Origin of the sequence: Pseudomonas sp. TMP9, assembly GCF_037943105.1 — a bacterium.
Taxonomy (GTDB): domain Bacteria; phylum Pseudomonadota; class Gammaproteobacteria; order Pseudomonadales; family Pseudomonadaceae; genus Aquipseudomonas.
The window spans coordinates 3,318,769-3,336,525 of record NZ_CP149803.1; the positions used below are offsets into that span (position 1 = coordinate 3,318,769).

The 17,757-nt window shown below is 59.8% G+C and carries 15 protein-coding genes and 1 riboswitch; of the genes, 9 read left to right on the forward strand and 6 right to left on the reverse strand.

The genetic code is table 11. From position 1 onward, the window contains the following. Positions 1-89: 89 nt before the first annotated feature. The 4 genes from WF513_RS15610 to tkt form a co-directional block, all read right to left on the reverse strand. On the reverse strand, positions 90-410 hold the full coding sequence (locus tag WF513_RS15610; RefSeq protein ID WP_339080320.1) for an MliC family protein: 321 nt from the start codon (positions 408-410) through the stop codon (positions 90-92). Then, positions 403-1,566 carry a phosphoglycerate kinase gene (locus WF513_RS15615; protein WP_339080321.1) on the reverse strand — a complete coding sequence of 388 codons (1,164 nt, stop codon included), beginning with the start codon at positions 1,564-1,566 and terminating at the stop codon, positions 403-405. The genes WF513_RS15610 and WF513_RS15615 overlap by 8 nt, the downstream gene beginning before the upstream one ends. A gap of 4 nt (positions 1,567-1,570) precedes the next feature. Then, the gene (epd, locus tag WF513_RS15620; RefSeq protein WP_339080322.1) at positions 1,571-2,626 is read right to left on the reverse strand and encodes an erythrose-4-phosphate dehydrogenase; all 1,056 of its coding nucleotides are present in this window, start codon (positions 2,624-2,626) and stop codon (positions 1,571-1,573) included. A gap of 122 nt (positions 2,627-2,748) precedes the next feature. After that, complete coding sequence (gene tkt, locus WF513_RS15625; protein WP_339080323.1) at positions 2,749-4,749, reverse strand: transketolase; 2,001 nt, start codon at positions 4,747-4,749, stop codon at positions 2,749-2,751. 197 nt (positions 4,750-4,946) lie between these two features. Here tkt and WF513_RS15630 point away from each other — a divergent pair, with 197 nt between their 5' ends. The 4 genes from WF513_RS15630 to WF513_RS15645 all read left to right on the forward strand — a co-directional run bounded on the left by WF513_RS15630 (position 4,947) and on the right by WF513_RS15645 (position 9,394). Further along, positions 4,947-5,978 carry a metalloregulator ArsR/SmtB family transcription factor gene (locus tag WF513_RS15630; protein WP_339080324.1) on the forward strand — a complete coding sequence of 344 codons (1,032 nt, stop codon included), beginning with the start codon at positions 4,947-4,949 and terminating at the stop codon, positions 5,976-5,978. Further along, positions 5,975-7,165 carry a methionine adenosyltransferase gene (gene metK / locus WF513_RS15635; protein WP_339080325.1) on the forward strand — a complete coding sequence of 397 codons (1,191 nt, stop codon included), beginning with the start codon at positions 5,975-5,977 and terminating at the stop codon, positions 7,163-7,165. Before WF513_RS15630 ends, metK begins: the two co-directional genes overlap by 4 nt. Positions 7,166-7,280: 115 nt before the next feature. Further along, positions 7,281-8,942, forward strand: coding sequence for an NAD-dependent DNA ligase LigB (ligB, locus tag WF513_RS15640; protein ID WP_339080326.1), 1,662 nt, complete (start codon positions 7,281-7,283; stop codon positions 8,940-8,942). A 62-nt stretch (positions 8,943-9,004) separates the two neighbouring features. Then, positions 9,005-9,394 carry a DUF1090 domain-containing protein gene (locus WF513_RS15645; protein ID WP_339080327.1) on the forward strand — a complete coding sequence of 130 codons (390 nt, stop codon included), beginning with the start codon at positions 9,005-9,007 and terminating at the stop codon, positions 9,392-9,394. Between the two features lie 100 nt (positions 9,395-9,494). Here the strand turns inward: WF513_RS15645 and WF513_RS15650 are convergent, their stop codons facing one another. Beyond that, complete coding sequence (locus WF513_RS15650) at positions 9,495-9,944, reverse strand: cytochrome c (RefSeq protein ID WP_339080328.1); 450 nt, start codon at positions 9,942-9,944, stop codon at positions 9,495-9,497. Between the two features lie 91 nt (positions 9,945-10,035). Continuing rightward, on the reverse strand, positions 10,036-10,422 hold the full coding sequence (locus WF513_RS15655; protein WP_339080329.1) for an MAPEG family protein: 387 nt from the start codon (positions 10,420-10,422) through the stop codon (positions 10,036-10,038). Positions 10,423-10,612: 190 nt separating this feature from the next. Next, positions 10,613-10,706, forward strand: a riboswitch (S-adenosyl-L-homocysteine riboswitch). A gap of 22 nt (positions 10,707-10,728) precedes the next feature. On the opposite strand from WF513_RS15655, the gene ahcY reads away from it, so the two are divergent. The 5 genes from ahcY (at position 10,729) to WF513_RS15680 (ending at position 17,674) form a co-directional block, all read left to right on the forward strand. Beyond that, positions 10,729-12,138 carry an adenosylhomocysteinase gene (gene ahcY / locus WF513_RS15660; RefSeq protein WP_339080330.1) on the forward strand — a complete coding sequence of 470 codons (1,410 nt, stop codon included), beginning with the start codon at positions 10,729-10,731 and terminating at the stop codon, positions 12,136-12,138. A gap of 156 nt (positions 12,139-12,294) precedes the next feature. Then, on the forward strand, positions 12,295-13,140 hold the full coding sequence (metF, locus tag WF513_RS15665) for a methylenetetrahydrofolate reductase [NAD(P)H] (RefSeq protein ID WP_339080331.1): 846 nt from the start codon (positions 12,295-12,297) through the stop codon (positions 13,138-13,140). A 246-nt stretch (positions 13,141-13,386) separates the two neighbouring features. Next, entirely contained in the window at positions 13,387-14,760 is a 1,374-nt protein-coding gene (ppnN, locus tag WF513_RS15670; RefSeq protein ID WP_339080332.1) for a nucleotide 5'-monophosphate nucleosidase PpnN, read from the forward strand. A 106-nt stretch (positions 14,761-14,866) separates the two neighbouring features. Next, the gene (locus WF513_RS15675; protein WP_339080333.1) at positions 14,867-15,640 is read left to right on the forward strand and encodes a transporter substrate-binding domain-containing protein; all 774 of its coding nucleotides are present in this window, start codon (positions 14,867-14,869) and stop codon (positions 15,638-15,640) included. Positions 15,641-15,793: 153 nt separating this feature from the next. Next, complete coding sequence (locus WF513_RS15680) at positions 15,794-17,674, forward strand: DEAD/DEAH box helicase (RefSeq protein ID WP_339080334.1); 1,881 nt, start codon at positions 15,794-15,796, stop codon at positions 17,672-17,674. Positions 17,675-17,757 lie beyond the last annotated feature (83 nt).

A 17,757-nucleotide genomic window follows, 5' to 3' on the forward strand; every position in this document is an offset into this window, starting at 1 on the left:
AGGTCGTTAATCATGCAAGCCTGCCGCAGGGGCAGGCGCTATTCAAGTCATTCAGATCAGGGCTGCGCCTGATCTGCTTTCAACATCTGTCAGGGGGCCTTGCAGCCACGGCCGATCAGGTCATCGCTGGCGGTCCAGAAGACCAGTCCTTCCTCAGCCTTGGTATGAAAGGACAGCACACCATCGCTGTACAGCGCACCCGAACCGGAGACTTCCTGCTTCAGGTGATAAACGCTATCGCCGCCATTGAGGCGCACATCAACGGACTCGCCATTGCGATCAGCCACACGCCAGAGCACCTCGGCTTGGCTGTCGCACACCCAGCGCGTCCACGTGTCCGACGGAGTCGGCTGGCTGGCGCACGCGCCAAGCAGGCTCAGCAAGGCCAGCAGACAGATCGGCTTAACCATTGGCGCGCTGCTCCAACACCGCCACCGCGGGCAACACTTTACCTTCAACAAACTCAAGGAAGGCACCACCACCGGTGGAGATGTAGCTGATTTGAGCGGCGATGCCGTATTTGTCGATGGCGGCCAAGGTGTCGCCACCGCCGGCAATGGAAAACGCCGAGCTGTCAGCAATGGCTTGAGCCAGCACTTGGGTGCCGTTGCCGAACTGGTCGAACTCGAATACACCAACCGGGCCGTTCCACAGAATGGTTTTCGCGGACTTCAGTAGCTCGGCGAACTGCGCCGCCGTTTGCGGGCCAATGTCGAGGATCATGTCGTCTTCAGCCACATCGGCCACCCGCTTAACGGTCGCTTCGGCGTCTTCGGCAAAGGCTTTAGCCACTACCACATCAACCGGCAGCGGCACGCTCACTCTGGCGGCAATGGCGCGGGCGGTATCCAGCAGGTCTGCTTCGTACAGCGATTTACCCACTGGGAAGCCGGCCGCCGCGAGGAAGGTGTTGGCAATCCCACCGCCGACGATCAACTGATCGCAGATCTGGCTCAGGCTGTTGAGCACATCCAGCTTGGTCGACACCTTAGAGCCGGCAACAATCGCCGCCATGGGCTTGGCCGGATTACCCAGCGCCTTGCCCAGAGCGTCCAGCTCGGCAGCCAGCAACGGGCCGGCGCAGGCCACTTTGGCAAATTTGGCCACACCGTGGGTCGAGCCCTCAGCGCGGTGCGCGGTACCGAAGGCGTCCATCACAAACACGTCGCACAGGGCGGCGTATTGCTGGGCCAGGGCATCGCTGTTTTTCTTCTCGCCGCTGTTAAAGCGCACGTTCTCGAACAACACAATTTCGCCGACTTTAAGCTCAACACCGCCTAAGTAGTCGGCGACCAATGGCACGTCACGACCCAGCGCTTTGCTCAGGTAGTCGGCGACTGGCTGCAGGCTGTTCTCAGTACTGAACTCACCCTCGGTCGGACGACCCAGGTGCGAGCAAACCATCACTGCCGCGCCCTTCTCTAGCGCCAGCTTGATGGTCGGCAGGGACGCAAGAATGCGTGCATCGCTCGTCACCACACCGTCTTTGACTGGCACGTTGAGGTCTTCGCGGATCAGCACGCGCTTACCGGCGAGGTCGAGGTCGGTCATCTTCAGAACGGTCATTGCATCAGTCCTTTAAGGCGGCAGAGTGAGTCAAACAAAGGAAATGTTCAGCGACATCAAGCATGCGGTTGGCAAAGCCCCACTCGTTATCGAACCAGGCCAGCAGGTTGACCAGCCGTGGGCCGGACACGCGCGTCTGGCTGCCATCAACAATGGCCGAATGCGGGTCATGGTTGAAATCACAGCTGGCGTGGGGCAACTCGGTGTAGGCCAGCAAGCCCTTGAGCGGGCCCGCTTCGGCGGCCTGACGCAACATGGCGTTGATCTCGGTGGTGGAGGTGTCGCGGGCAGTCTGCAAGGTGATATCCAGGCAGGAGACATTCACCGTAGGCACGCGAATGGCTTTGGCCTGAATGCGCCCGGCCAGTTCTGGCATTAGGCGCTCGATACCCCGAGCCAAGCCGGTGGACACCGGAATTACCGACTGAAACGCAGAGCGCGTGCGGCGCAAATCTTCATGGTGGTAAGCGTCGATTACCGGCTGGTCATTCATCGCCGAGTGAATGGTGGTGATAGAGACATACTCAATGCCCACCGTTTCATTCAGCAACTTGAGCAGCGGCACCCCACAGTTGGTGGTGCAGGAGGCATTCGACACCAGCAGCTCGCGGCCGGTCAGGCAGTCTTGGTTGACCCCATACACCACCGTGGCGTCGATATCCGCCTCACTGGCCATCGGCTGTGAGAGCAACAACCGTGGCGCGCCCGCATCAATAAAACGCTGCGCATCGCCGCGCGTGGTGTATTGGCCGGAACATTCTAGCAACAGGTCGATACCCAGCGCCGCCCAGTCAATAGCTTCCGGGGTGGCTTGGCGCAGCACCTTCACGCAGTCGCCATTGATATGCAGGCAATCACCATCGACCCGTACTTCGCCGGGGAAACGGCCGTGGGTGGAGTCGAAGCGCGTCAGGTATTCGATACTGGCCTGATCAGCCAGATCATTCAGCGCGACGATTTCCAGCTGCGCCCCGGCACCGCGCTCATGCAATGCGCGCAGCACGCAGCGGCCGATACGGCCATAGCCGTTGAGGGCGATTCGATAGGGGCGCTTGGACATGGTGTCTCGCAGGTTCGGAGAACGTAGGGTGGATCGCGCTTCATCGATCCACCGGATGTGTAACGGAGGGTGAAAAGAGCACCAGCTACGCGCCCCGATCCACCCTACGGCGTCGTTCTCGGTTAGGCGTCCAGCAGCTCGGCGGCGGTTTCCAGAATATTTTCGACGGTAAAGCCGAATTCTTCGAACAGCGCAGGGGCCGGTGCGGACTCACCGAAGGTGGTCATGCCGATGATGCGACCTTCCAGACCGACGTACTTGTACCAGAAGTCCGCATGCGAAGCTTCGATGGCGATGCGCGAACCCACCTGCAGCGGCAGCACGGCCTGCTTGTAGCCGGCGTCTTGCTGATCGAACACGCTGGTGGACGGCATCGACACCACACGCACCTGACGACCTTCGGCCGTCAGTTTGTCGTAGGCGGCTACAGCCAGGCCAATTTCCGAACCAGTGGAGATCAGGATCAGCTCTGGCTCGCCAGCGCAGTCTTTCAACACATAGCCACCGCGCTCAACATCAGCAAGCTGCTGAGCGTCGCGGTTCTGGTGCGGCAGATTCTGCCGGCTGAAGATCAACGCGCTCGGACCGTCGCTGCGTTCAATTGCATACTTCCACGCCACCGCCGACTCCACGGCGTCGCATGGGCGCCAGGTGTCGAGGTTCGGCGTGCCACGCAGGCTGGCCAGTTGCTCGATGGGCTGGTGAGTCGGGCCGTCTTCGCCCAAGCCAATGGAGTCGTGGGTGTAAACAAACAGCACGCGCTGCTTCATCAGCGAGGCCATGCGTACGGCGTTGCGGGCGTACTCCATAAAAATCAGGAAGGTCGCGCCGTAGGGCACGAAGCCGCCATGCAGAGCCACGCCGTTCATGATCGCGCTCATGCCGAATTCGCGCACGCCGTAGAACATATAGTTACCGGAGGCGTCGGCAGCCGACACGCCCTTGCAGCCTTTCCACAGGGTCAGGTTGGAGCCGGCCAGATCCGCTGAGCCACCCAGAAATTCCGGCAGCAGTGGACCAAAGGCATTCAGGGTGTTTTGGCTGGCCTTACGGCTGGCGATGGTTTCGCCTTTGGCGGCCACGTCTTGAATATAGGCAGACGCTTTTTCAGCGAAATCAGCCGGCAACTCACCGCTCATGCGGCGCTTAAATTCCGCGGCAAGTTCTGGGTAGGCGGCGGCATAAGCGGCAAACCGCCCATCCCATTCGGCCTCAGCTGCGGCGCCGGCTTGCTTGGCGTCCCACTCGGCGTAGATATCCGCCGGAATTTCAAACGGGCCGTGGTTCCAGCCCAAGGTGGCGCGGGTCAGGGCGATTTCTTCAACGCCCAGCGGCGCGCCGTGGCAGTCCTCTTTACCCTGCTTGTTCGGCGAGCCAAAGCCAATGGTGGTTTTGCAGCAAATCAGGGTCGGACGGTCGTCGGTTTTACGCGCGGTCTCGATGGCCATTTTGATTTCGTCGGCATCATGGCCGTCGACATTGCGAATCACCTGCCAGCCATACGCTTCAAAACGCGCCGGGGTGTCATCGGTAAACCAGCCTTCAACTTCGCCATCGATGGAGATGCCGTTGTCGTCATAAAAGGCCACCAACTTGCCCAAGCCCAAGGTGCCGGCCAGCGAGCAAACTTCATGACTGATGCCTTCCATCATGCAGCCGTCGCCCATAAAGGCGTAGGTGAAGTGGTCAACGATGGCGTGGCCGTCGCGGTTGAACTGCGCGCCCAGCACTTTTTCCGCAATAGCAAAACCCACCGCGTTGGCGATGCCCTGACCCAGTGGGCCCGTGGTGGTTTCAACGCCTGGGGTGTAGCCGTATTCCGGGTGGCCCGGAGTGCGACTGTGCAGTTGACGGAAGTTTTTCAGGTCTTCGATGCCCAAGTCGTAGCCGGTCAGGTGCAACAACGAGTAAATCAACATCGAGCCGTGGCCGTTGGACAGCACAAAGCGGTCGCGGTCGGCAAAACTCGGGTTGCTGGGGTTGTGCTTAAGGAAGTCGCGCCACAGCACTTCGGCGATGTCCGCCATGCCCATCGGGGCACCCGGGTGGCCGCTGTTGGCTTTCTGCACGGCATCCATGCTCAGGGCACGAATGGCATTGGCTCGCTCACGACAGCTGGGCATCACTGAATCTCCTACGGGTTGCTTGGGCAACTGGGGGTCGAAAAAGGGAGCCATTTTCGCCCAGCGAGGCCTGTTGGGGCAATGATAGATAGTCGTAAGCCCACGCTTTTCTGGCTTTAGCGCCAGCAAGACCAATATCAAAACTTTTTGATATTGGTCTTGCTGGATAAAAAATGACCGACTAGACTGCCGCTCCTATGAACATGCGCGCCTCCCTTTTGGCCTTTGAGCCGGTCGACACTCTCGCAGCCCTTTGCAAGGCCAGCGGCGATACGTTGCGCCTGAACATTCTGCGCGCACTGGCCAATGACTCGTTCGGCGTATTGGAATTGGCGCAGATTTTCGCCACTGGCCAATCCGGCATCAGCCATCATTTGAAGGTGTTGGCTCACGCTGCGCTGGTGGCCACCCGCCGCGAAGGTAATGCGATTTTCTATCGCCGCGCGCTGGCTCAAGGCGAGCAATTGGGCAGCCGCCTGCGCAGCGCGCTGCTGGATGAAATCGATCAATTGCAGCTGCCCGTCGACATACAACAGCGCATCGCCGTCGTGCACAGCCAGCGCGCTGCTGTTAGCCAGGCGTTTTTCAGCCGCTGCGCTGCGAGCTTTCAAGCGCAGCAGGATTTGATCGCCGGCCTGCCGCAATACCGCGACAGCGTCCTGGCGCTGCTCGACTCTCTGGGCTTTGCCAATGATGCCAGCGCTGTAGAAATCGGCCCTGGCGACGGCGGCTTCCTGCCGGAACTGGCGCAGCGTTTTCAACGGGTGCTGGCGCTGGACAACAGCCCTGCCATGCTCGAACTGGCACGCCTACGCTGCACCGAAGAAGGCTTGAGTAATGTTGAGCTGCAGTTGGCCGATGCCTTAAATGATGATTACCCAGCCGCCGATTGCTTGGTGCTGAACATGGTGCTGCACCACTTCGCCGCACCGGCTGAGGCGCTCAGGAAACTTGCACAACACTTAAAACCTGGCGGCAGCTTGCTGATTACTGAGCTGTGCAGCCACAACCAGAGTTGGGCCCGCGAGGCCTGCGGTGACCTGTGGCTAGGTTTCGAGCAAGACGACTTAGCGCGCTGGGCCGACGCGGCCGGCTTAATAACGTGCGAAAGCCTCTATGTGGGCCTGCGCAACGGCTTCCAAATTCAGGTGCGGCGCTTTGCTAAACCTTCAATAACCCATGGCCTGCGGGCTGCAATTACCGGTCACCAACAGGAACCCGAACGATGAGCGAATACTCCCTCTTTACCTCCGAGTCCGTCTCCGAAGGCCATCCCGATAAGATTGCCGATCAGATTTCCGATGCCGTGCTCGACGCCATCATCACCCAGGACAAACACGCCCGCGTCGCCTGCGAAACCATGGTTAAGACCGGCGTGGCCATCGTCTCCGGCGAAGTCACCACCAGTGCCTGGGTCGACTTGGAAGAAATCACCCGCAAGGTGATCTGTGACATCGGCTACACCAGCTCCGAGGTCGGTTTCGACGGCAACACCTGCGGCATCATCAACATCATTGGCAAGCAGTCCCCGGATATTAATCAAGGCGTCGACCGCGCCAAGCCGGAAGACCAAGGCGCCGGTGATCAGGGCCTAATGTTCGGCTATGCCAGCAACGAAACTGAAGTATTGATGCCTGCGCCTATTGTGTTCAGCCACCGCTTGGTTGAGCGTCAGGCTGAAGCACGCAAGTCCGGCCTGCTGCCGTGGCTGCGCCCGGATGCCAAATCCCAGGTCACCTGCCGCTATGACGGCGGTAAGGTCGTCGGCATCGACGCGGTGGTGCTGTCCACCCAGCACAATCCGGATGTATCGCTGGACGATCTGCGTGAAGCGGTGATGGAGCTGATCATCAAGCACACCCTGCCGGCTGAACTGTTGCACAAGGACACCCAGTTCCACATCAACCCAACCGGCAACTTCGTCATCGGTGGCCCGGTGGGCGACTGCGGCCTGACCGGCCGTAAGATTATCGTCGACTCCTACGGCGGCATGGCCCGCCACGGTGGCGGCGCATTCTCCGGCAAGGACCCGTCCAAGGTTGACCGTTCCGCTGCTTACGCCGGTCGTTATGTGGCGAAGAACATCGTTGCCGCGGGTCTGGCCGAGCGCTGCGAAATCCAGGTGTCTTACGCCATCGGCGTGGCGCTACCGACGTCCATCTCGCTCAACACCTTCGGCACCAACAAGGTGGCAGAAGAGCTGATCATCAAGCTGGTGCGCGAGCTGTTCGACCTGCGCCCGTATGCCATCACCAAGATGCTCGACCTGCTGCACCCGATGTACAAAGAAACTGCAGCTTACGGCCACTTCGGCCGCACACCGCAGCAGAAGACCGTCGGCGATGACACCTTCACCACCTTCACCTGGGAAAAAACCGATAAAGCTGCTGAGTTACGCGCCGCCGCTGGCCTGTAACCTTCGCTGCATCCAGAACCCCGCCACGCGCGGGGTTTTTTATTGCCCAGGATTTAGCACACAAAACAGGAGCAGCTAGGCTGACAAAGCCCTTTACCGAGCAAGGACGCTCTTAATGAAAGCGTTAATCGTCTGTTTACTGCTACTCAGCAACACCCTGTGGGCCGCGTGCCCGAATTGGCCGACGTCTCGCGCCGAGCTGGAAATAACCGGGCTGGCCGACCAATTGGCTGCTTGGGATGACGCCTATCACCGTCAGGGGCAAAGCCCGGTCGCCGATGAGCTGTATGACCAAGCCAGCGCGACCCTCGCGCACTGGCGCAGCTGTTTTCCCGCAACAGGCCCAGCGCCGGAAAACCCGCTCAGCACCAGTACCGGAGCAGTCCGCCACCCTGTTGCGCACACCGGACTGCGCAAACTGCCGGACAACTCTGCCGTCGCCAGCTGGATGGCTCAGCGTGAAGACGTTTGGATTCAGCCCAAGGTCGATGGCGTCGCCGTGAGCGTGGTGTATCGGCAGGGCCACTTGCAGCAACTGATCAGCCGTGGCGATGGCCGCAGTGGTCAAGACTGGACTGACCACGCGCGCCGGCTGCCAGCGATTCCTCAACAATTATCCGCCCCGCTTAGCCTGGTGCTGCAAGGCGAATTGTATTGGCGACTGCCCGGGCATATTCAACACAAAGCCGGCAGCCTTGGCGCGCGCAGCAAGGTCGCGGGGCTGCTGAACAGGCAGACGCTGACTGACGAAGAAGCCGCTGGCATCAGCCTGTTTATCTGGGACTGGCCCGCCGGCCCGGCACAGATGCAAGAGCGCCTCCAGCAACTGAGCGCACTGGGGTTTACTGATAGCCAACCGTTCAGCCAGCCCATAAGTATCATCAGCGAAGCCACCCGTTGGCGTGAGCACTGGTACAACAGCGCCCTGCCCTTCGCCAGCGACGGCGTGGTGCTGCGCCAAGGCCAGCGTCCCACCGCTGAGCGCTGGCAAGCCGAACCGCCGCACTGGGCTGTGGCGTGGAAGTACCCCGCCAGCCAAGCATTGGCCGTGGTCCAGGCCGTGGACTTTCGTATCGGCCGCAGCGGCCGCATCACCCCAGTCCTGCGCGTAACGCCGGTTAAATTGGATGACCGACGCATCGAATACGTCAGCGCCAGCTCCCTGCAGCGCTGGCAGCAACTGGATATTCGCCCGGGCGATCAGGTGGTAATCCGCCTGTCCGGGCTGACGATCCCAACGCTGGACAGCGTGTTCTGGCGCACGCAACAACGCGCCGCGCTGCAGGTTCCGGACGCGACGGCCTATCACGCCCTGAGCTGTTGGCGCGCCACAGCGGCGTGCACCAGCCAATTCCGCGCGCGCCTGATCTGGCTCAGCGGCAAACAGAGCCTGGCTTTACCCGGGGTCGGCCCCGGCACATGGGACAAATTATTGCGTGCTCAGGTGATCACTGGGCTGACCGACTGGTTAACGCTCACAGCCGAGCAACTCAGTCGTGTGCCCGGCTTGGGCCCACGCAGCGCAGCCAATTTAAAGAAGAGTTTCGATTTGGCCCGCCAACGTTCGTCACAGGCTTGGCTGCGCGCGCTGGGTGTGCCGGGCAACGTGACATTGGACGCCGACTGGGACACCCTAGCGCAACGCAACAGCGCCGACTGGCAACGCCAACCCGGCATCGGCCCACAGCGGGCGGCTCAGCTGCAGGCCTTCTTTCAACACCCGGAAGTAAAAGCCTTGCGCAACCCACTACGCGCGGCGCAGATCGCCGGCTTCTAAAGTGCCAATAATTCCGTCCAGCCTGGGCGGTCTGTTGCACACACTTATATCGAGGTAAATCCATGCATAAAACGCTACTTCTAAGCGCCCTGCTGCTGACCGGCACATCCGCTTACGCAGCTGAGGGCACAACCGAGTCACTCACTGGCTGCGCCGCCAAGCGCCAGGCCATTGCTACCCAACTGGAAATAGCCAAAGACCAGGGCAACAGCAGCCAGCAAGCCGGCCTGGAAAAAGCCCTGAAGCGCGTTGAAAATCACTGCAACGATGGCGCGTTGCGCGCCGAACGCGAAGCCAAGGTGAGCGAAGCCGAAGAAGAAGTCAGCCAGCGCGAGAAAGACCTGCGTGAAGCCCAAGACGAAGGCGATCAGGACGACATCAGCAAACGCCAGCACAAATTGCAGGAAGCGCACACCGAACTGCAGCAAGCCCGCGATGCACTCAGCCAGTAACTTAATGACTGTTTAACCTGCAACGCAGAGCGCGCCAACCGATACGCGCAGGCCGCGCCTGCGATGCAGCAGGCCCGGCACAAGCAGGTCGCAGGCGGTCCTAGTAAGCGCGAAATTCTTCGTGGCACGCCTTGCAGCTGTCTTCTACTCGCTGCATCGGCGCACTCAGCGACTCGCGCAGCAACGGCTGCGCTTGAGTGGCAACGACTAAAGCGGCGGTGCTCGCTTCCATGGCTCGGGCTAGCTCTTGAAAGCGCGCCTGGCGCTGCCAAACGTCATCTTTAGCCCGCGTTTCGCCGCCCTCTTCACGCACCTGCGGGAAATGCTGCCACGGCGTGCGCGTCAATTGGTCGAGCTCAGCTGCTCCAGCAATAAATGCGGGTTCCTTGTAGGCAATTCTGCCGCGCAACATACCGCCCAGATTTTCACTGACCTTGAGCATCTGTTTGAAGATGCCCTGGCGCTGGCCTTGCGGGGAGTTGGGATCGACTCCGCCACAACCACTCACAGCCAAGACCAATAAAACGAGGGACAGGGTTTTAAGCTTCATAACACCTTCAATGCCTACAACAGGGTGAATAGCGGGTGACAGTATCGCCACCCACGCCCTCACGGCCAAGCGTGGTGTTTTGCCGCAGACGTCAGGCGGCGACCACAAACAGGCTGATGATCAGCCCCATATTGACGAACCACATCAGCGAGCGCACGGGTGCCCAGTCCGCCAGGTAGCAGACGAGATAGAGGAGGCGACTGACGATAAACGCCATCGCCAACTGATCGAGTAGCGCTTGTTCGGCACTGCCCGCCAGGTGGGCAATGATCACGGCCGCAGAAAACGCCGGCGTTACCTCAAAGCTATTGAGTTGGGCATTGTTGGCGCGCCGGCCGATGCCACTGAGGTTGTCCAGCAGCGCACGCGGGTCATGGTTATGCTTGGGCGTGAAGCCGCCGCTAACGGCTTTGGCTGTGACGGTAGACAGGTAAGGCAGAAACAGTGCAATCAATACACACCAATAGGCAATTGTCATAACAGCTCCACATTAAAGTTATAAGCATTAAAGACTGCATCAACCACCGGGTAAACACCATGCCCAGCCCAGCCAAAAGGCCGGGCGCAACCGCCAATTAACCCGACAGAAAGCCTTTGGCTAATGCGCCAGCATGGCTATAATCACATCCGCTTCACGCGACCGGCACCGCTCTGGTCGCTCCCGCCACCCATCCGAGGGGCGCTGCAGCAAACTCTGTTCTACAGGGTTTTGTCAGGCTCGGATGGGGCGTTAACCATACGCATCAACGGCGCCCATTCGAAGACAACGAATGGAGACTCATTTATGAGTGCTGTGCTAACGCCTAAAGCTTTTAACGATTTTAAAGTCGCCGACATGTCCCTGGCCGCCTGGGGCCGTCGCGAAACCATTATTGCCGAATCCGAAATGCCAGCCTTGATGGGCCTGCGCCGCAAATATGCCGGCGAGCAGCCGCTGAAAGGCGCGAAGATCATCGGCTGCATCCACATGACCATCCAAACCGCTGTACTGATCGAAACCCTGACTGCACTGGGCGCCGAAGTACGTTGGTCGTCGTGCAACATCTTCTCGACGCAGGATCAGGCTGCCGCTGCCATCGCTGCCGCCGGCATTCCGGTGTTCGCTTGGAAGGGTGAGACCGAAGAAGAGTACGAGTGGTGCATCGAGCAAACCATCCTCAAGGATGGCCAGCCGTGGGATGCCAACATGATTCTCGATGACGGCGGCGACCTCACCGAAATCCTGCACAAGAAATACCCGCAAATGCTGGCACGCATCCACGGCGTCACCGAAGAAACCACCACTGGCGTGCATCGTTTGCTGGAAATGCTGGCCAAAGGCGAGCTGAAGATCCCAGCGATCAACGTCAACGACGCGGTAACCAAAGCCAAAAACGACAACAAATACGGTTGCCGTCACAGCCTTAACGACGCCATCAAGCGCGGCACTGACCACCTGCTGGCCGGCAAGCAAGCGCTGGTAATCGGTTACGGCGACGTGGGCAAAGGCTCGGCGCAATCGCTGCGCCAGGAAGGCATGATCGTGCGCGTTACTGAAGTTGATCCGATCTGCGCCATGCAGGCCTGCATGGATGGCTATGAAGTGGTGTCGCCGTTCAAGAACGGCATCAATGACGGCAGCGAAGCCTGTATTGACGCACAGCTGCTGGGCAAGATCGACCTGATCGTGACCACCACCGGCAACTACAACGTGTGCGACTCGAACATGCTGAAGGCGTTGAAAAAGCGTGCCGTGGTCTGCAACATCGGCCACTTTGACAATGAGATCGACACCGCTTTCATGCGCAAAAACTGGGCATGGGAAGAAGTGAAGCCACAGGTGCACAAAGTGCATCGCACCGGTGCCGGCAGCTTCGACGAGCAGAACGATGACTACCTGATCCTGCTGTCGGAAGGCCGCTTGGTCAACCTAGGCAACGCCACCGGCCACCCAAGCCGCATCATGGACGGCTCGTTCGCCAACCAAGTGCTGGCGCAGATCTTCTTGTTCGGCCAGAAATACGCCGACCTGTCGCCGGCACAGAAAGCCGAGCGCCTGACCGTGGAAGTGCTGCCGAAGAAGCTCGACGAAGAAGTGGCCCTGGAAATGGTCAAAGGCTTCGGCGGCGTGATAACGCAGCTGACCACCAAGCAAGCCGAATACATCGGCGTGCCGCAGGAAGGCCCGTTCAAGCCACACGCGTATCGCTACTAATAAAACGCCAAGTCCGTAGGGTGGATTAGCCGTGCAACGGCGTAATCCACCGATCATGTCGGCGGGTTACGCGCCGCGCACTTAGCCGCACGAGCTGTTGCTCAGGCGAAATGAGGCGCTAACCCGGCCTACACCTGCGCTTTGAAGGGATTTTCAATGTCACAAGAACGCCGTTACAGCTTCGAGTTCTTTCCTACCAAGACCGAAGCCGGGCACGAAAAACTGATGAATGTGGCGCGCCAGTTGGCGACCTACAACCCCGATTTCTTCTCCTGCACTTACGGTGCCGGTGGCTCCACCCGTGACCGCACGCTCAATACCGTGCTGCAACTCGATGGCGAGATTAAAGTGCCGGCTGCGCCGCACCTGTCTTGCGTCGGTGACACTAAAGCTGAGCTGCGTGATTTATTGGGCCTGTATAAAAACGCCGGGATCAAACGCATCGTGGCCCTGCGCGGTGATCTGCCGTCCGGCATGGGCATGGCCAGTGGCGAATTGCGCTACGCCAACGACTTGGTCGAATTTATCCGTGACGAGACTGGCGACCACTTCCACATTGAAGTGGCGGCCTACCCGGAAATGCATCCTCAGGCACGCAACTTTGAGGACGACATCGCTAACTTTGTGCGCAAAGCCAATGCCGGTGCCGACAGTGCGATCACCCAGTATTTCTTCAACGCCGACTGCTATTTTTACTTTGTCGAGCGCGTGCAGAAGCTGGGCGTGAACATCCCGGTGGTGCCGGGGATTATGCCGATCACCAATTACAGCAAACTGGCGCGCTTCTCTGACGCCTGCGGCGCTGAGCTGCCGCGCTGGATGCGCAAACAACTGGAAGCCTACGGTGACGACACCAACAGCATTCAGGCATACGGCGAACAGGTGATTAGCGAGATGTGTGAACGCCTGCTGCAAGGCGGCGCGCCCGGCCTGCACTTCTACAGCATGAACCAGGCTGAACCGAGCTTGGCGATTTGGAACAACCTCAAGCTGCCACGCTAGCGCTTGGCGGCCGCTGTGTCGGCATCCGCGCCCTGCGCCTGCTGATTCTGCTACATGGGCCAACTGAGGCGGCCTGTCGCTTGCCCCGCAGACGGCTCACCACTCACTCGGCAAAGCGCGTTAGCCTTTTGCCCGGCAACCCGCCCTAGTGCAGCATAACCTGGGCAGGTTCTCAGCCTCGAGCATCCTTTCAGCACGCGTTCAGCCATGTAAGGCTTGCGCGGTTTCACAACCATGGAGGCCGCAATGGCCGCACGACAAACGATCAACGCTACAGTCACGCCCAAGGGCAGCCTAGAAACTCTCTCGCAACGAGAAGTGCAGCAGCTGCGCGAAACGGGCTCCGGTAGCGTTTACACCTTGTTCCGCCAATGCGCCTTGGCGATCCTTAATACCGGCTCGCACAGCGATAACGCTAAAACCATTCTGGAAGCCTACCCGGACTTCGAAATCCGCATCCTGCAACAGGACCGCGGCATCCGCCTGGAGCTGAGCAACGCACCGGCCGACGCCTTCGTCGATGGCGAGATGATCGCCAGCACCCGCGAGATGCTGTTCAGCGCCCTGCGCGACATCGTTTATACCCAGAGCGAGCTGGAGAATAAGCGAGTCGACTTCAGCAGCTCCCAAGGCATTACCGATTACGTCTTCCACCTGCTGCGCAACGCCCACACCCTGCGCGCCGGGGCCGAGCCGAAGATCGTGGTCTGCTGGGGCGGTCACTCGATCAGCACTGAAGAATATAAGTACACCAAAAAAGTCGGCCACGAATTAGGCCTGCGCGGCCTGGATATCTGCACCGGTTGCGGCCCTGGCGTGATGAAAGGCCCAATGAAAGGCGCGACCATCTCCCACGCCAAACAGCGCAACGTGCATGGCCGCTACCTGGGCCTGACTGAGCCCGGCATTATCGCCGCCGAGGCCCCCAACCCGATCGTCAATGAGCTGGTGATCCTGCCGGATATCGAGAAACGCCTGGAGGCGTTCGTACGCGTTGGCCATGGCATCATCATCTTCCCCGGCGGCGCGGGTACAGCGGAGGAACTGCTGTACTTCCTCGGCATCCTCATGCACCCGGCTAATCGCGACATTCCCTTCCCGCTGATCATGACCGGACCGCGCTGCGCGGCGGCTTACCTCGAACAGCTGCACGCATTTATCGGCGCCACCTTGGGTGAAGCGGCGCAGCAGCGTTACAGCATCATCATCGAAAACCCCGCCAGGGTCGCCCGAGAAATGGCGGACGGTATTGGCGTCGTCAGAGAGTTCCGCCGCGAACATAACGATGCGTTTCACTTCAACTGGCTGCTGAATATTGACGAAAGCTTCCAGCACCCGTTTGAGCCGACGCACGCCAACATGGCCAGCCTGAAACTGACGCGTAACCAGCCTGTGCATGAGCTGGCGGCCAACCTGCGCCGGGCGTTTTCTGGGATTGTTGCCGGTAACGTTAAGGACAAGGGCATCCGCTTAATCGAGCAGCATGGCCCTTACGAAATCAGCGGCGATCGCGACATCATGCTGCACCTCGACCAGTTGCTGCAGGCCTTCGTTGACCAGCACCGCATGAAGCTGCCGGGCAATATTGCATATGAGCCTTGCTACAAACTGGTCACCTGATAAATTCTCAAATCGACGAATAGCCTGACGGTATTCAGCCAACCTCAGCCGATAGCAGCTACATTTAAAAACGATGAGCTGCGATCAAACCCCTGAGGTTACCTCCATGATCAGACTGCTTGCGTCAATTGCTTTGCTTTTCGTCACCGGTGCTGGCCACGCCCAATCCCTTAAGGTATGCACCAACGAGTGGCCGCCCTACACATTGCTGGAAGAGGGTCAGGTGCGTGGCATTGATGCCGACCTCCTGTATCTGGTGCTGACCAACCTTGGCATCCGCTATGACATTACTCTGGAACCCTGGCGGCGCTGCTTGCGTAAAATGAGTGACGGCAAGCTTGATATTCTGCTCGATGCTTTCTACAGCGACGAACGCGCCAAAACCATGACATTCCCCAGCGAGCCCATGGCAGAGAGTTCCATGGTCTTGTTTCACGCTCGCGCCCGCCCTTACATGATCAATTCAGTGGATGATCTGACCGGGCTGCGCGTCGGTACCGAGCCTGGCTACGCCTACAGCCTTGAGGCCTTTGCCAAAGGCACACACTTTATCCGTGAAGATGCACCGACACTGGATGCCAACGTCGGTAAATTACTGCTGGGCCGAGTTGATCTGGTGATCACAGACAGAGCGGTTGGCCTGTTCACTGCCAGAAACATGGGTGTGCAGCATGACATCGCGTACAGCCCTCAGCCGCTCTACAGCGATCGCGTTTATGCCGCCTTCAGCCGCCGCCCGGCCGTTGCTGCGCTGGTGCCCAGCTTTGAAAGCGAGTTACGCCGCGTTAAACAGACGCCGGAATATGCTGCCATCCTGCGTCGTTATCACCAGGAAGTGTCCATACAGGCCGCTGAGCAGACAGACGCTCGCGCAGACTAGCGGCTCTGTTATACTCGGGCCTTCCCGCCAGGCTTGCGCCCGGATGCTAGCCCCCAGAGGCCAGTAGTACCGGACGGGATGACGCCCCCCAAGCGTGATTCAAGCCAGGCAATACACCCCATAGGGCCATGCCCTCACTAGACAGGATTACACATGTCCTTTGCCTCCCTCGGTCTCTCCGAGGCTTTAGTCCGTGCGGTCGAATCCGCCGGCTACACCCAACCCACTCCGGTGCAACAGCGGGCTATCCCCGCCGCGTTGCAAGGCCGTGACCTGATGGTTGCAGCCCAGACGGGTACAGGTAAGACAGGCGGTTTTGCCCTGCCGATCCTCGAGCGACTGTTCCCCAACGGTCACCCTGATCGTGAGCAGCGCCACGGCCCGAAACAGCCGCGCGTACTGGTGTTGACCCCGACCCGCGAACTGGCCGCCCAAGTGCATGACAGCTTTAAGCTGTATGCCCGCGAATTAAAATTTGTCAGCGCCTGCATCTTCGGCGGTGTTGGTATGAACCCGCAGGTTCAAGCCTTGGCCAAGGGTGTCGACGTACTGGTGGCCTGCCCCGGACGCCTGCTCGACTTGGCTAACCAACGCGCCATCGACCTCTCGCACGTGGAAATCCTCGTGCTCGACGAAGCCGACCGCATGCTCGACATGGGCTTTATCCATGACGTGAAGAAGGTTCTCGCCAAGCTACCGACCAAACGGCAAAACCTGCTGTTTTCGGCGACCTTCTCGAAAGACATCACCGACCTGGCTGGCAAGCTGCTGCACAACCCAGAGCGCATCGAAGTGACGCCGCCTAACACCACGGTTGAGCGCATTGAACAACGTGTATTCCGCGTTCAGGCCAGCCATAAGCGCGCCTTGCTCGCTCATCTAATCACCGCTGGCGCGTGGGAACAGGTGTTGGTCTTCACCCGCACTAAACACGGCGCCAACCGCTTGGCTGAATACTTGGATAAGCACAGCCTTTCCGCTGTAGCGATCCATGGCAACAAGAGCCAGAACGCCCGCACCAAAGCGCTGGCCGACTTCAAGGCCGGCAATGTGCGCATCTTGGTCGCTACTGATATCGCCGCGCGCGGCCTGGATATCGACCAACTGCCGCACGTGGTCAACTTTGAATTGCCAAACATCGAAGAAGACTACGTGCACCGTATCGGCCGGACTGGTCGTGCCGGTCGCAGCGGTGAGGCGATCTCCTTGGTTGCGCCGGATGAAGAGAAACTGCTCAAGGGCATTGAGCGGATGACCAAGCAAAAAATCGGTGATGGCGACCTGCTCGGCTTTGATGCCAGCACCGTTGAAGCCGAACGTCCGGAAGTGCGTGAGCCGCAAAAGCCCCGCCAACCGCGCGGCGCCAAGCCAGAAGGCGAACGCCATGGCGGCGGCCGCAAGGACAAAGGCAAAGATGCCGGCCGCGACACCAGCCGCAGCAAGCCTCCAGCCAGCCGCAGCTCTCAGCCGCGCAACTCTTCCTCAGCGCGCGCACCTGCAGCCGCAGTGCCTGTACTGCCGCAAGATCGCGCGCCAGATGAATTCCGCGACGATGAAGTGGATAACTTCGGTAACCGTGCTGATTACGTAAGCCCCAACCAGAACAAGCAGCAGAACCGCGGCCGTCGTCCCGGCGCCCCTGCGACTGGCCCGAGCGCCAGCAATGGTGTCGGCCTGGGTGCGCGCCCCGCTAATAAACCTGCTCGCACAGGTGGCGGTGCAGGTGCAAGCACGGGGGCGGGTGCACAAGGTCGTCGTTCCGGCGCAGGCTCCAGTGGCCAAGGCGGTCAAGCCCGCAATAGCTCCGGCCGTGCACGTCCTCCGCATGATACTCGCACCACCTCACTGAATCGTGATGAGTTGCCACGTAAAGAAGGCCCGGTGAAAGCCCCAAGCGACAAGCAGCCAGTGATCGTGCACAAGGGCTCACGCCTCGACCGCCTGCCCACTGCGGAGCAGCTCGACGAATTAGCCAATGCCCGTCCGCGTGGTGAAAAACCGGCCTTGCTGACGCGTAACCGCGAAGAGTCATAGTCCGCGAGCCGCACACAATAACGCCGCCCGTTGGGCGGCGTTTTAGTTTCAGCCGAGGTCTGCCGTGCAAGTTAAATCATCAG

What these genes read in the sequence shown, in the direction of transcription:
- epd (WP_339080322.1), bottom strand. Translation starts at nt 2,626, where the DNA reads ATGTCCAAGCGCCCCTATCGAATCGCCCTCAACGGCTATGGCCGTATC.
- WF513_RS15645 (WP_339080327.1), top strand. Translation starts at nt 9,005, where the DNA reads ATGCATAAAACGCTACTTCTAAGCGCCCTGCTGCTGACCGGCACATCC.
- WF513_RS15675 (WP_339080333.1), top strand. Translation starts at nt 14,867, where the DNA reads ATGATCAGACTGCTTGCGTCAATTGCTTTGCTTTTCGTCACCGGTGCT.
- metF (WP_339080331.1), top strand. Translation starts at nt 12,295, where the DNA reads ATGTCACAAGAACGCCGTTACAGCTTCGAGTTCTTTCCTACCAAGACC.
- WF513_RS15655 (WP_339080329.1), bottom strand. Translation starts at nt 10,422, where the DNA reads ATGACAATTGCCTATTGGTGTGTATTGATTGCACTGTTTCTGCCTTAC.
- tkt (WP_339080323.1), bottom strand. Translation starts at nt 4,749, where the DNA reads ATGCCCAGCTGTCGTGAGCGAGCCAATGCCATTCGTGCCCTGAGCATG.
- metK (WP_339080325.1), top strand. Translation starts at nt 5,975, where the DNA reads ATGAGCGAATACTCCCTCTTTACCTCCGAGTCCGTCTCCGAAGGCCAT.
- WF513_RS15630 (WP_339080324.1), top strand. Translation starts at nt 4,947, where the DNA reads ATGAACATGCGCGCCTCCCTTTTGGCCTTTGAGCCGGTCGACACTCTC.
- WF513_RS15680 (WP_339080334.1), top strand. Translation starts at nt 15,794, where the DNA reads ATGTCCTTTGCCTCCCTCGGTCTCTCCGAGGCTTTAGTCCGTGCGGTC.
- WF513_RS15610 (WP_339080320.1), bottom strand. Translation starts at nt 410, where the DNA reads ATGGTTAAGCCGATCTGTCTGCTGGCCTTGCTGAGCCTGCTTGGCGCG.
- ahcY (WP_339080330.1), top strand. Translation starts at nt 10,729, where the DNA reads ATGAGTGCTGTGCTAACGCCTAAAGCTTTTAACGATTTTAAAGTCGCC.
- WF513_RS15615 (WP_339080321.1), bottom strand. Translation starts at nt 1,566, where the DNA reads ATGACCGTTCTGAAGATGACCGACCTCGACCTCGCCGGTAAGCGCGTG.
- ppnN (WP_339080332.1), top strand. Translation starts at nt 13,387, where the DNA reads ATGGCCGCACGACAAACGATCAACGCTACAGTCACGCCCAAGGGCAGC.
- WF513_RS15650 (WP_339080328.1), bottom strand. Translation starts at nt 9,944, where the DNA reads ATGAAGCTTAAAACCCTGTCCCTCGTTTTATTGGTCTTGGCTGTGAGT.
- ligB (WP_339080326.1), top strand. Translation starts at nt 7,281, where the DNA reads ATGAAAGCGTTAATCGTCTGTTTACTGCTACTCAGCAACACCCTGTGG.